We start from the raw sequence: 12,156 nt of genomic DNA on the forward strand, positions 1-12,156 counted from the left end.
GACCACGATGGAGGTATGACGACAGCCGCTCCCGACACTGCGCTCACCCCGGGAGGCCGCGCCCGTCACCGGCGCGCGTTCTGGCTGATCGCCGTCGCCTTCGCGGCCACCATGTCCTTCACAACCGTGCCGACACCGATGTACGGGCTCTACCAGGCCCGCGACGGTTTCCCGACCCTGATGATCACAGTGATCTTCGCGGCCTACGGCTTCGGCGTCATGGCAGGGCTCTACTTCGGCGGGCACGTCTCGGACTACCTCGGGCGCCGCCGCGTGCTGCTGGGCGCGGTGCTCACCGAGCTCGTCTCCTGTCTGATCTTCGTGTTCTTCAAGGACGTCGGCAGCCTGCTGACCGCGCGATTCATCTGTGGTGCCGGCATCGGCGCACTGACGTCGACGGCGACCGCACACCTCGCCGAGCTGCGCGGAATCGGTGCTCCGGGCGAGGACGGTGGCCGCGCGAGCCTGGTCGCGAGCGCGGTCAACACCGGCGGACTGGCACTGGGACCGCTGGTCGGCGGCATACTCACCCAGTGGCTGCCGGATCCGCTGACGCTGCCGTTCGTCGCCTTCCTGGTCGCGCTGGCGCTGGTGGCCGCGATCGCGTTCGTTGCCCCGGAGACCGTTGACTCGCCCACGCCACGGCCGGCATACCGACCGCAACGCGTGAGCGTATCGCCAGAGGTACGAAGCGAATTCATCGCGACTGGGCTGGCGGCGGCAGGGTCGTTCGCCGTGCTGGGGTTCTTCACCTCGCTGACCGGCAGCGTGCTCGGGGAGGTGATGCGCCAGGACTCGCGGTTCGTCACCGGCGCGGTCGTCTTCGGCGCCATGGGTGCGTCGTCGGTCTCCCAGGTAGCGCTGTACGGGCTGCGCCCACGCCCCAAGCTGCAGACCGGCATCGTCCTCATCGTCGCCGGGCTGGTCCTGGTGGCGGTCGGTGCGGTGGCCGCGTCGCTGGCCGTCTTCACCGTCGGCGGCGTGATCGCCGGGGCCGGCATCGGGCTGATCTTCGCGTCCAGCATCGCCGCCGCCAACCGCATGGCGGACCCGGCCGCCCGCGGCGAGACGGTCGCGGGGATGTTCCTCGCGGCATACGCAGGCATCACCCTGCCGGTCATCGCCTGCGGCGTGCTGCTCAGCTGGGTGCCGACAGTCACCCTGGTCGTCAGCTTCGCCACGCTGATCATCGTCGTCGCGGTCGCGTCGACCTGGCAGATGTTGCGCCACACCCACTGACGTCGTCACCGTCCCATGCCAGAGGTGCGCCATGGCTCACCTCTGGCATGGGCCAAGCGCGGGTCAGCGCAGGCGCACGACCTCGAAGCGGTCCTGCGGGTGCGCGATCGCGTCCTGCGACTGGATCAGCTGGATCTCCCGGCTCCCCGCCTGGTGGGTGCGTTCCATGATCGAGAACACCGAATCCGCCGTGTCGGCAAGGGCTTTGGCCGGGTCCTCGGTGAGCCAGCGGGCCAGGAAGATGGCCGCGGTCGCGTCACCCGCACCTGACACGTACATCGGCAGCAGCGGTGTCGTCACCAGCCACGCACCGTCGTCGGTCACGACCGCGAGCTGCACTGAGTCGGCCGGGGTCTGGTCGGTCTGTACCGACGTGACCAGCACGGTGCGCGGGCCGCGAGCGCGCAGCGCGTCGACCGCCTCGAGCAGCCCGTCGACCGTGCGCACCTCGGTTCCGCTCAGGTAGTCCAGCTCGAACTGGTTGGGCGTGACGATGTCCGCGGCGGGAATCACCTTGTCACGCATGAATTCCGGGATGCCCGGCCGCACGAAGAAGCCGCGCTCCACGTCGCCCATCACCGGGTCCGCGCAATAGATCGCCTTCGGGTTCGCCGCCTTCACCCGGGCGACCGCGTCCAGGATGACCGCACCGACCTGCTCGCCGCCCTGATACCCGGACAGCACCGCATCGCACTCGCCGAGCACGCCGCGCTCCTCGATACCGGTGATCACGTCGGCGACGGTCTCCGGCTCGAACACCGGGCCACGCCATTCGCCATACCCGGTGTGGTTGGAGAAGTACACCGTGTAGACCGGCCACACCTCGAAACCGAGGCGCTGCAACGGGAACACCGCCGAGCTGTTGCCCGCGTGACCGTAGGCAACGGAGGACTGAATCGACAGAATGTTCACCGCGGCAGTGTATGGCGCCAGCCCCCGCACACGAAGGCGACAACCAGCCGAGTCAACGGTTCAGCCGGGCACCACCACCGCACGCTCGCCGCCCGCGTGCGCCCAGGCCCGGTCGACCTCACCGAGGGAGAAGCTGCGGTAGGGCACCGTCAGCACACCGGACGCGATGAGGCCGATCACCTCCGGCAATGCCGTCATGATCGCTTCTTGGGTGGCCGAACCTGCGCCGCTGCCGACGATGCGGATCCGCCTGCTGCGCAACAGGGTTGACGGCACGGCGGCGTCCGGGCCGGCAAGCGCGCCGATCTGGGTGTAGGTGATGTCGGCGCTGTCCTCGTCCAGGCCGGTGCGACCGAGCGCGTCGAACGCCGCCTCGGCGACACCGCCCCACACGAAGTCGAGCACCAGGTCCGGTGCCGCGCCGTCCAGTCCGGCCCTGATCGCGCCCGCCGGGTCGTCGCCGAGCACGACCGGGACCGCGCCGTACGACGCCACCTGCTCCAGCCGCTCCCGGTCACGACCGACGCCGACCACCCGGGCTGCGCCGAGCTGACGCGCGGCCTGCACCGCCATACGACCCGACATACCGGTGGCGCCGAGCACCAGCACGGTGCCCAACGCCCCCAGCTCCGCGCGACGTGCCCGCAGCGGCAGGTAGCCGGCCATGCCGGGATTGGCGCCGGCGGCCACCGCCAGCGGGTCCGCCCCGTCCGGCAGCTCGAACCCGCCGGGTGTTGCCAGCCGCTCGGCCATGGTGCCCCACGGCGCGCGGGTGAAACCCGTGTAGACGAGCGCGCCGTCGGCCCGCCGCGCCACCGCGTCGACCCCGACCACCTGCGGGTAGCTGCCGGCGCTGCCGTAGTGCCGCCCGGCGGCGAGCGACCGCACCACCTGGTGGATGCCGGCGCCGACGAGCTCGAACTCGGCGGAGCCCTCGAAGGGTTCGGGATCAGGGAAGTCGCCGCACACCGGCGTAGCGCCGGGCTCGGTCACGAGTGCCGCCTTCATGTCGATCTCCTTAACGACGTTAAATTAGGAATGTCCAAAGACTCCCTTAATGCCGTTAAGCTGTCAAGTGATGAGTAAAGGTGTATCCCGGGCGAACCTGGTCGAAGCGGCACTCCAGGTGCTCGACGAGCGCGGCATCGACGGGCTGACGGTGCGCGCCGTCGCCGACGTCCTCGGCGTCAAGCCGCCGGCGCTCTACTGGCATGTCAAGGGCAAGCAGGATCTGCTCGACGAGATGGGCACCGAGATCCAACGCCGCATCAGCCGGCGGCTGGATTTCACTGGCAGCGCACAGGATTGGCCGTGGAGTCTGCGCGAGTTCGCGCAGGTGGTGCGCGAGGAGTACAGCCGGCACCGGGACGGCGCGCGGACCTTCAGCGGCACGCGGCTGACCGATCCGGCGCTGCTGACCGCGCAGGAGCCGTGGCTGCAGGCCGGCATGGACGCCGGGTTGACGCTGGAGCAGATGGTGACCGCCGCGCAGCTGATCACCAACTTCGTGGTCGGCTTCGTGATCGAGGAACAGGAGCGGGCGCAGTCCAGCGAGCAGCGCTACTCACTGGCCGAGCGCGACGCCGCCCTCGCCGACGCGCCGCTCACCCGGGAGGCCGGGCGGGTGATCTTCGAGGCGGGCGACACGCGTTTCGAGCGTCAGCTCGCCATACTCCTCACCGGGCTGGCGGCGACCCCGACCGCCGGGTGACGGCCGGCGAGCCGGCACCCGCGGGAGGTGAGAGGGGCGTCAGATGACCTGGGGGTCGGCGCCGGAGTCGGTGACGACGGGCTTGCCGGCGAACGCCCACTGCTTCATGCCGCCCTCGACGTTCGCGGCGTCGAAACCCTGCTGGGTCAGCCAGGCGACCGCCTTGCCGGACCGGTTGCCGGAGCGGCAGATGATCGGCAGCGGGTCGCGCTCGTCGGCTTCGGGCAACTCGTCGAGCCGCGCAGGCAGCTCACCCAGCGGGATGTGTATGGCGCCCGGCGCGTGCCCGGCGTCCCATTCGTCCTGCTCGCGGACGTCGACCACGACCGCGTCATCGGCCAACTGCTCGGGGGTGGTGGTGTCACTCATGGGTCCATCCTCGCCCATGCCGCAAGCTTCGTGATCGAGCGGCATACCCATGCATTGACCGGCGTATCAAATTGGACGAAATCAGTGCGCCGCTCGATGCCGGGGTATGCCGGTCAATCTGGGGGCGCGGCCGGTATCCGGTCAATGCAGAGAGGCGTGGCGCCGTCACTTGAGCAGCCGCGACATCCGCCGGTCGGCCAGCGGCTTCCCGCCGGTCTGGCAGGTCGCGCAGTACTGCATCGACCGGTCGGCGAACGACACCTCACGGATCACGTCGCCGCACACCGGGCACTTCTCGCCGGTACGCCCGTGCACCCGCATGCCGGCGCGTTTGGCGTCCTTCAGGTCCTTCGCCGGTTTGCCGGACGCCGCCGCGATGGCCTCGGTGAGGATGTCGCGCAGCGCGGCATACAGCCGGTCGATCTGGTCCTCGTCCAGCTTCCCGGCGATGGTGTATGGCGAGAGCTTCGCGGCGTGCAGCACCTCGTCGGAGTAGGCGTTGCCGACCCCGGCGAGCACCGACTGGTCCCGCAGCAGACCCTTGACCTGGCTCCGGGAACCCGCGAGCAGCGCGGCGAAGTCGGACCGCGAGATCGACAACGGGTCCGGCCCGAGCGAGGCGATGCCCGGCACCTGCGACGGGTCGCGCACGACGTGCACGGCCAGCCGCTTCTGGGTGCCGGCCTCGGTCAGGTCGAAGCCGGAGTCGTCGGCGAACCGCATCCGCAGGGCGATCGGTGACTTGCCCGGCCGCACGACCGTCTGCGGCAGCGCGTCGGACCAGCGCAGCCAGCCGGCGCGCGACAGGTGGAAGACCAGGTGGATGCCGTCGACGTCGATGTCGACCCACTTGCCGTGCCGGGTCACGTTCGTCACCGACAGGCCACCGAGCGAATCCACCGGCGGATCATAGGTTTTCAGCACCGAGAAGGAGCCCAGCTCGACCCGGGCGACGGGCAGCCCGACGACACGGGACGCCAAGAAGTCGACCAGGCCCTGGACCTCGGGCAGCTCAGGCACCGGCATCACTCCTCGCACTGCCGAAGTCGGCCAGCACCCGGCGCACCAGCCGGTGCAGGGTGAAGCCGTCGGGGCCCTCGCACACCATCATCCGCAGCGGCCGGCCGCGCAGCTCGTCACGCACCAGCGGGTGACCGTGGGACAGCAGCTGCTGGGTCACCGTGAGCTGCCGGATCGCGATGCAGGAGACGTTGTCCGGGTGCTCGACGGCGAACTCCTCGTAGATCACCGGGTCGTGCTGTCCGTCGTCGCCGACCAGCAGCCACTGGATGTGCGGGAACTCGCGGGCCAGCCGGCGCAGCGACTCGCGTTTGTGCGCCTGCCCGCTGCGGAAGATGCTGTCGTCGGTCGGGCCCCAGTCGGTGAGCAGCGCCGGGCCGGAAGGGAATCCGTGCCGCCGCAGGAAGCGGGTGAGGATCGGCTGGGTGTTCCAGGCGCCGGTGGACAGGTAGATGATCGGCGCGCCCGGGTGGGCCGCCAGCAGCGAGCGGTACATCGCCGGCATCCCCGGCACCACCTTGCGGGCGGTCTCCTCCAGCACGAAGCTGTTCCACGCCGCGATCATCGGCCGCGGCAGCGCGGTCACCAGGCAGGTGTCGTCGACGTCGCTGACGATGCCGAAGCGCGTCTGCGGCGACACGACCTGGACCGGCGCCTCCACGACGAGGTCGCCGACGCCGATCGTCGCGGTGTGCCAGCCGGGGTCGAGACCGTGCGCGCCCAACTCGACGTCGAGGTAGCCGCCGCGGTCGGTCGTCGCGGTCGCACTCGCGGAGCCGAACCGCACCACCACGTCGACCTCGGCGAGCGGCGCGGTGAAGAACACCTTGAAACCGCGCCGGATCGGGGCCTCCTCGGCACTCGGGGCGGTGGTCGGCTGACCGTCCCGGCCCAGCACGACCCGCGCCAGCACCCGGGCGAAACCCTCCCCGGCATACCCGATGTAGGGCAGCACCTGGCGCTGCCACCCGCGCTTGCGCAACCGCCGCGCGACGACGGCGTTGAGCGCGTCCTCGGCGCGCGCTGCAGGGTGGACTTTCGCCATACCGCTCAGATTACGGGTCGTGGGTGACTACTGGTCAGCCCCACCGGGATGAACGATCCGCAGGATGATCTCGGTCGCACTGCGCAGCGCGTCCCGCTCCTGCTCGCTGAGGCGGGCGACCTCGGGCGCCAGCGCCTCGGCACGCGAGGCGCGCAGCCGCTCCAGCTGCTCCCGGCCCTCGACGGTGAGCTCGATCAGCGCGACTCGGGCGTCGCTGGAGTCGGCCGACCGGCTCGCCCAGCCGGCGGCCTCGAGACGCTGCACCTGGGTGGTCATGGTGGGCTGGCTGCAGTGGTCGGCGTTGGCCAGCTCGCCGATCCGCGCCGGGCCGAGCTCGTCGATCAGCGACAGCAGGCGGGCCTGTGCGGGCGGGATGGCCAGCTCGGCGTGGCGGGTGGCCCAGCGGTTCAGCCGGGCGACCGCGGCGAGCAGTCGCGCGCCCTCGGGAATGGCGCCTTCGGAGTGCATGGGCGTAGTTTACATAGCTAAGCTATGTTGCGTCAACCTAGGCCGGGTCGCGCAGTTCGCGCTTGAGGATCTTGCCGGTCGCGCCCTTGGGCAGCGCATCCAGGAAGCTGATCGTCCGCGGATACTTGTATGCCGCCACGCGCTCCTTCGCGTAATCGATCAACGTCTCGGCGTCGAGTGTTGATCCCGGAGCCCGCACGACATAGGCCGCAACCTCTTCGCCGTAGTGCTCGTGCGGCACCCCGACGACTGCGGCCTCGACCACGTCCGGATGCTCGTAGAGCACCTCCTCGACCTCGCGCGGATAGACGTTGTAGCCGCCGCGGATGATCATGTCCTTGGCGCGGTCGACGATGAAGAAGTAGCCGTCCTCGTCCTGTTTGGCCAGGTCGCCGGAGTAGAACCACCCGTCGCGGATCGCGGACGCCGTCGCCTCCGGCCGGCCCCAGTAGCCCTTCATGATCAGGTCGCCCCGGATCGCGATCTCGCCGATCCCACCCTCCGGGGTGTCCGAGCCGTCGGACTCGGCGAGCCGCATCTCGACACCCTTGAGCGGCACCCCGATCGAGCCGACCTTGCGCGGCCGGTCCGGCAGGTTGAACGACGCGACCGGCGAGGTCTCGGACAGTCCGTACCCCTCCAGGATCTTGGCGCCGAAGCGGTCCTCGAACTTGCGCATCACCTCGCCGGGCAGCGACGCCCCGCCGGAGCAGCAGGTCTGCAGCGACGACAGGTCGACGTCCCGGTCGGCGGCCGCCGCAAGCATCGCGTTGTACATCGTCGGCACACCCTGGAAGACCGTGGTCCGGTCGCGCTGCATGATCTCCAGCACCTTCGCCGGATCGAAGCGCGGGATCAGGGTGATCGCGGCGCCGGAGACCACGGCGGTGTTGAGTCCGCAGGTGAGACCGAAGACGTGGAACAGCGGCAGGCAGCCCATCACGATGTCACCCGGCGCGATCGGCACCAACTGCGCCGCGACCATCCGGGCGTTGTCGTCCAAGTTGTGGTGCGTGAGCTCGGCGCCCTTCGGGAGGCCCGTCGTGCCGGAGGTGTAGAGGATGACCGCGGTGTCGTCGTCGGCGCGCTCGACCGGCTCGGGCAGCGGGTCGGCGTCACCGAGCAGCCCGGCCCCACCGCCACTGCTCCCGTCAACCACCTCGTAGTCGGTGCCCGCCTCCTGCGCGCCCGCCTGGCCGTCGCCCGGCATACCGAACATCACCGAGGCACCGGAGTCGGACAGGTAGTAGGCGACCTCGCGGGGCTTGAGCAGCGGGTTCATCGGCACGACGGTCGCGCCCGCCCACAGGGCGCCGTAGAAGATCACCGGGAAGGTCGGCAGGTTGGGCTGGGACAGTGCGATGCGGTCACCGGGCCGTACGCCGCGCGCGGCCAGCTTGCCGGCGAACTTCGCGGCCGCGTCCCGCAACTGGGCGTAGGTGAGCTCGAAGTCGTCGAGCTTGACCGCGAGCGCGTCCGGGTGCTGCTCGGCGGTAGTGGCGAGATTGGCCGCGAGGTTCGTCATGCCGCAACTGTAGAACGCGGACGTGACGCCGGTCACAGGATGTGCCACAAATGGGCGGGCGTTCAGCTGGCGCGGTCCGCGACGGCCGTCGACACACTCCCGCCGCCCACCTCCAGCAGCCGCTCGGCGCGATCCACGTCCACCCCGGCCAGCAGCATGACGACCGCGACCTTGGTCCGGCCGCCCGCGCGCTCCAGCGCGGTGGCGGCGGTGATCTCGTCCACCTCGGTGGCCGCCGCGACGATCCGGCGGGCGCGGTCGACCAGTTTGGCGTTGGTCGGGCGCATGTCGACCATGAAGTTGCCGTAGGTCTTGCCGATCCGCACCATGGCGGCCGTCGACAGCATGTTGCAGACCATCTTCTGGGCCGTGCCGGCCTTCAGCCGGGTGGAGCCGGTGAGCACCTCGGGACCCGTGGCCACCTCGATCGCGACCCGTGCCTCCCGGCCGATCAGCGAGCCGGTGTTGCAGGCGAGCGCGACGGTGTGCGCGCCGCGTTCGCGGGCTCGGCGCAGGCCGCCGATGACGTATGGCGTGCGCCCGCTCGCCGCGATCCCGACCACCGTGTCGTGCGGCCCCACCCCCAGGCCGTCGACGTCGGCGGCCGCTGTCTCGACGTCGTCCTCGGCGCCCTCGACGGCCTCGACGAAGGCGCCTTCGCCGCCGGCGAGCAGCGCCGTCACCTGGCCGGGGTCGGTGTCGAAGGTCGGCGGGCACTCGACGGCGTCCAGCAACCCGAGCCGGCCGCTGGTGCCTGCGCCCAGGTAGATCAGCCGGCCGCCCGAACCCAGCGAGTCAGCAATCAGGTCAACCGCCTTGGCGATCTCCGGCAGCGCGTGCCGGACCGCAACGGCGACGGTCCGGTCCTCGTCGTTCATCAGCTCGAGCACCTGCACGGTGTCCATCGCGTCCAGGCCGACGCTGCGCGGATTGCGCGCCTCGGTGCCCAGGTCCCCGAGGTTCATCGCTACTTGCCCCTCCCGGCCGACCGGCGCCGCTTGAACGACTTGCCGTCCCGGACCGCCTGGTAGGTGCGGGTCAGCGCCTCGGTGGTCGCCTCCAGCGAGGTCCGCGCGACGCCGACGAAGAGGAAGTCGACAACGGCCAGCTGGGCGGTGCGGCTGGCCAGGGCGCCGGACCGGAACGCCGTCTCGCGCGCGGCGGTGGTCAGCACGATGTCGGCGTGGTCGACGATGGGGGCGCCGGAGAAGTTGGTGATGGCGATCGTCGTCGCGCCCGCCTCCTTGGCTGCGGCCAGCGTCTCGATCACGTCCAGGGTGGCGCCGGAGTGCGAGATGCCGATCGCGACGTCGCCCGCGCCGAGCAGCACCGCCGACGTCATCGCGCTGTGGAACTCGGTCCAGGCGAAGGCGATCCGGCCCGCCCGGATCAGCTTGTACTGCAGGTCCGTGGCGACCAGGCCGCTCGCCTGGACACCGAAGATCTCGACCCGGTCCGCCGCGGCCACCGCCGCGATCGCCGCGTCGAGGGCCGTCAGGTCCAGGTGCTCGGCGGTCTCCTGCAGGGCACGCACCTCGTGGTGCACGATCGCGGCGACGATGTCCTCGGTCGACTCCGCCTCGTCCAGGTCGGCGGGCGGTTTGCGGGCGGGGCCGCCGAGCGCCGACTCGCGGGCGGCCGCGCCGGCGAGCGCCAGCCGCAGCTGCGGGTACCCGCCGAAACCGACACTGTGGCTGAACCGGGCCACCGTCGCGACGGAGGTGTCCGCACGGGACGCCAGCTCGGTGATCGACAGTTGAGCGGCGGCCGCCGGATCCTTCAGCACCACCTCGGCGACGCGGTGCTCGGCAGGCTGCAACTGCGGGAGCGACGACCTCATGCGCACGAGGACGTCACGGGTGGGGTCTGCCTTCAGGTCACTGGAATCCTTGGCCATGACGTCCCTTTCGAGCATCGGCGCGCGACGTGGCGAGGTGCGCTCTGCGGTCTGTGGTAGCCCCGAACCTCCTGCCGTTGTTGCTCGTCACTGTAGTCACCGTACGGAAACCTTATGCCAGCAGTGTGCCAGGAAATGAAAATGATTCACATAGGTCGGTGTGTGCGGTGGTTGGTCCATGCCTGTTCATTCGATGCGATCGGTCGGGGCGTGCGATCGGCAACAGCGGACGACAACCCCGGGTCGGGCGCCAGCGTCAAACGCATGACCAATAGTGCATGCTCCGTCGCGCGTCCCGGCACGAAATTGCAAAATTCACCGCACTCTGGGAAATCCCTGAAAACGACTACCCTGCCCGGATCCGGACAGCAAGGGACCCAGCCGGGCCACTGCACCCGGCTGGGTCCCTCGTTGTCGCCGTGCTCAGCTCACGGCGCGTTCGCGGCCCGCCCAGTACGGCTCCCGCAGCTTGAACTTCTGCAGCTTCCCGGTCGCGGTGCGCGGCAGTTCGGCGACGAAGTCGATCTGCTTGGGGCACTTGTAGCCGGCGAGGCGGTCCCGGCAGTGCGCGATCAGGGCCTCGCCGGTCAGCTCGTCGTCGTCGGTGACGACCAGCGCGATGACGCGTTCACCCCACTTCGCGTCGGGTATGCCGATCACGGCCACCTCGCGGACGGCGTCGTGCGACGTCAACGCGTCCTCGACCTCGATCGAGGAGACGTTCTCGCCACCGGAGACGATGACGTCCTTCTTCCGGTCGGAGATGACCAGGTAGCCGTCCTCGTCCAGGTAGCCGCCGTCCCCGGTGTGGAACCAGCCGCCCTCCTGCGCCTTCGCGGTGGCGTCCGGCTGCTCCCAGTAGCCGTCCAGGTTGTGGTTGGACGCCGACAGCACCTCGCCGTCGGTGTCGATGGCCATCCGGCAGCCGAGCGCCGGGACGCCGGCCCGCATCAGCCGCCGGGCGCGCTCGGTCGTCGGCAGGTCGTCCCACTCGGCGCGGGCCCGGTTGATGGTGATCACCGGGGAGGTCTCGGTGAGCCCGTAGATCTGCAGGAACTCCCAGCCCAGCTCGTTCATGACCCGCTCGATGGTCCGGGACGGCGGCGGCGCGCCGGCACAGATGACGCGCACCCGGTCCCGCCCCGGGACGGGACCGTCCCAGTCCTGCGCGGCGTCGAGGACCGCGTTGATCACCGCGGGTGCGGCGCACATCAACGTCACGCCGTGCTCCTCGACGCGCCGCAGGATCTCCGGGCCGTCGACCTTGCGCAGCATGATGTGCCGGCCGCCGAGCCCGGTCACCGCGTACGGCATACCCCAGCCGTTGACGTGGAACTGCGGCAGTGTGTGCAGGTAGACGTCGCGGTCGGTGACGGTCGAGTGCAGCGCGAAGGTGGTGGCGTTCAGCCACAGGCTGCGGTGGGTGAGCTGGACGCCCTTGGGCCGGGCCGTGGTGCCGGAGGTGTAGTTGATCGTCGCGGTCGCCGCCTCGTCCGGTGCCTCCCACGGGCGGGGTTCGGCGCCGCGGGAGTACAGGTCCCCGTCGTCCTCGCCGAGCACGAACTTGTGCGGCGCGTCGATCGCGGCCAGCTTGTCCGCGAGCTCGGGGTCGGCATACACGACCTGCGCCCCGCTGTGCGCGACGATGTAGTCCAGCTCCGGCTGCGCCAGCCGGAAGTTCACCGGCACCAGCACCCGGCCCCAGCCGCTCACGCCGAAGAACGAGGTCATCAGCCGGGCGGAGTTCTGCGAGATGACGGCCACCCGGCCACCGACCGGCACGCCGAGCTCGTCGAGCCGGGCCGCCTGCGCGGCCGCGTCGGCGGCCAGCTGCCGGTAGGTCAGCGAACCGAGCGAGGGGGCCGGCTGGTCCGGTTCGTCGACGACGCCGATCCGGTCGGGGTAGACATGGGCGGCGCGGTCGAGGAAATCGCGCACGGTCAGCGGGTAGAACACCAGAACCTCCAACG

At 70.4% G+C, this 12,156-nt stretch carries 12 protein-coding genes; 2 read left to right on the forward strand and 10 right to left on the reverse strand.

Annotated elements, in window-relative coordinates; all coding sequences use genetic code 11:
• The first annotated feature begins 15 nt into the window (after positions 1–15).
• On the forward strand, positions 16–1,239 hold the full coding sequence (locus tag FHU39_RS17210; RefSeq protein WP_183321891.1) for an MFS transporter: 1,224 nt from the start codon (positions 16–18) through the stop codon (positions 1,237–1,239).
• A 63-nt stretch (positions 1,240–1,302) separates the two neighbouring features.
• On the opposite strand, the gene pdxY is transcribed toward FHU39_RS17210, so the two are convergent.
• On the reverse strand, positions 1,303–2,151 hold the full coding sequence (gene pdxY, locus FHU39_RS17215) for a pyridoxal kinase PdxY (RefSeq protein WP_183321893.1): 849 nt from the start codon (positions 2,149–2,151) through the stop codon (positions 1,303–1,305).
• A 60-nt stretch (positions 2,152–2,211) separates the two neighbouring features.
• Positions 2,212–3,159 carry a quinone oxidoreductase family protein gene (locus FHU39_RS17220; protein WP_183321894.1) on the reverse strand — a complete coding sequence of 316 codons (948 nt, stop codon included), beginning with the start codon at positions 3,157–3,159 and terminating at the stop codon, positions 2,212–2,214.
• Positions 3,160–3,229: 70 nt separating this feature from the next.
• Between FHU39_RS17220 and FHU39_RS17225 the strand changes: the two genes are divergently transcribed.
• A complete protein-coding gene (locus FHU39_RS17225; protein ID WP_183321896.1) occupies positions 3,230–3,862 on the forward strand; it encodes a TetR/AcrR family transcriptional regulator C-terminal domain-containing protein in 633 nt (210 codons plus the stop codon).
• A gap of 39 nt (positions 3,863–3,901) precedes the next feature.
• Here FHU39_RS17225 and FHU39_RS17230 read toward each other — a convergent pair whose 3' ends face one another.
• The 8 genes from FHU39_RS17230 to FHU39_RS17265 all read right to left on the reverse strand — a co-directional run bounded on the left by FHU39_RS17230 (position 3,902) and on the right by FHU39_RS17265 (position 12,142).
• A complete protein-coding gene (locus FHU39_RS17230; protein WP_183321898.1) occupies positions 3,902–4,231 on the reverse strand; it encodes a rhodanese-like domain-containing protein in 330 nt (109 codons plus the stop codon).
• A gap of 165 nt (positions 4,232–4,396) precedes the next feature.
• Complete coding sequence (locus FHU39_RS17235) at positions 4,397–5,251, reverse strand: DNA-formamidopyrimidine glycosylase family protein (RefSeq protein WP_183321900.1); 855 nt, start codon at positions 5,249–5,251, stop codon at positions 4,397–4,399.
• Positions 5,244–6,296: an App1 family protein phosphatidate phosphatase gene (locus tag FHU39_RS17240; RefSeq protein ID WP_183321901.1), complete on the reverse strand. Its 1,053-nt coding sequence runs from the start codon at positions 6,294–6,296 to the stop codon at positions 5,244–5,246. Before FHU39_RS17240 ends, FHU39_RS17235 begins: the two co-directional genes overlap by 8 nt.
• Before the next feature lie 27 nt (positions 6,297–6,323).
• Complete coding sequence (locus FHU39_RS17245) at positions 6,324–6,764, reverse strand: MarR family winged helix-turn-helix transcriptional regulator (protein WP_183321903.1); 441 nt, start codon at positions 6,762–6,764, stop codon at positions 6,324–6,326.
• Between the two features lie 37 nt (positions 6,765–6,801).
• Positions 6,802–8,289 carry a long-chain-fatty-acid--CoA ligase gene (locus tag FHU39_RS17250; RefSeq protein ID WP_183321905.1) on the reverse strand — a complete coding sequence of 496 codons (1,488 nt, stop codon included), beginning with the start codon at positions 8,287–8,289 and terminating at the stop codon, positions 6,802–6,804.
• Positions 8,290–8,351: 62 nt separating this feature from the next.
• A complete protein-coding gene (gene murQ, locus FHU39_RS17255; protein ID WP_183321907.1) occupies positions 8,352–9,254 on the reverse strand; it encodes an N-acetylmuramic acid 6-phosphate etherase in 903 nt (300 codons plus the stop codon).
• Positions 9,255–9,256: 2 nt separating this feature from the next.
• Positions 9,257–10,186 (reverse strand): MurR/RpiR family transcriptional regulator, encoded by a 930-nt coding sequence (locus tag FHU39_RS17260; protein WP_221185656.1) that lies wholly within the window; start codon positions 10,184–10,186, stop codon positions 9,257–9,259.
• A gap of 423 nt (positions 10,187–10,609) precedes the next feature.
• Entirely contained in the window at positions 10,610–12,142 is a 1,533-nt protein-coding gene (locus tag FHU39_RS17265; protein ID WP_183321911.1) for an AMP-binding protein, read from the reverse strand.
• Positions 12,143–12,156: the final 14 nt, after the last annotated feature.

Source organism: Flexivirga oryzae (genome assembly GCF_014190805.1).
Lineage (GTDB): Bacteria > Actinomycetota > Actinomycetes > Actinomycetales > Dermatophilaceae > Flexivirga > Flexivirga oryzae.

Excerpts from the sequence above, each read along its gene's own strand:
- FHU39_RS17260 (WP_221185656.1), bottom strand. The coding sequence starts at position 10,186 with ATGGCCAAGGATTCCAGTGACCTGAAGGCAGACCCCACCCGTGACGTC.
- FHU39_RS17225 (WP_183321896.1), top strand. The coding sequence starts at position 3,230 with ATGAGTAAAGGTGTATCCCGGGCGAACCTGGTCGAAGCGGCACTCCAG.
- FHU39_RS17245 (WP_183321903.1), bottom strand. The coding sequence starts at position 6,764 with ATGCACTCCGAAGGCGCCATTCCCGAGGGCGCGCGACTGCTCGCCGCG.
- FHU39_RS17210 (WP_183321891.1), top strand. The coding sequence starts at position 16 with ATGACGACAGCCGCTCCCGACACTGCGCTCACCCCGGGAGGCCGCGCC.
- FHU39_RS17220 (WP_183321894.1), bottom strand. The coding sequence starts at position 3,159 with ATGAAGGCGGCACTCGTGACCGAGCCCGGCGCTACGCCGGTGTGCGGC.
- FHU39_RS17250 (WP_183321905.1), bottom strand. The coding sequence starts at position 8,289 with ATGACGAACCTCGCGGCCAATCTCGCCACTACCGCCGAGCAGCACCCG.
- murQ (WP_183321907.1), bottom strand. The coding sequence starts at position 9,254 with ATGAACCTCGGGGACCTGGGCACCGAGGCGCGCAATCCGCGCAGCGTC.
- FHU39_RS17230 (WP_183321898.1), bottom strand. The coding sequence starts at position 4,231 with ATGAGTGACACCACCACCCCCGAGCAGTTGGCCGATGACGCGGTCGTG.
- FHU39_RS17240 (WP_183321901.1), bottom strand. The coding sequence starts at position 6,296 with ATGGCGAAAGTCCACCCTGCAGCGCGCGCCGAGGACGCGCTCAACGCC.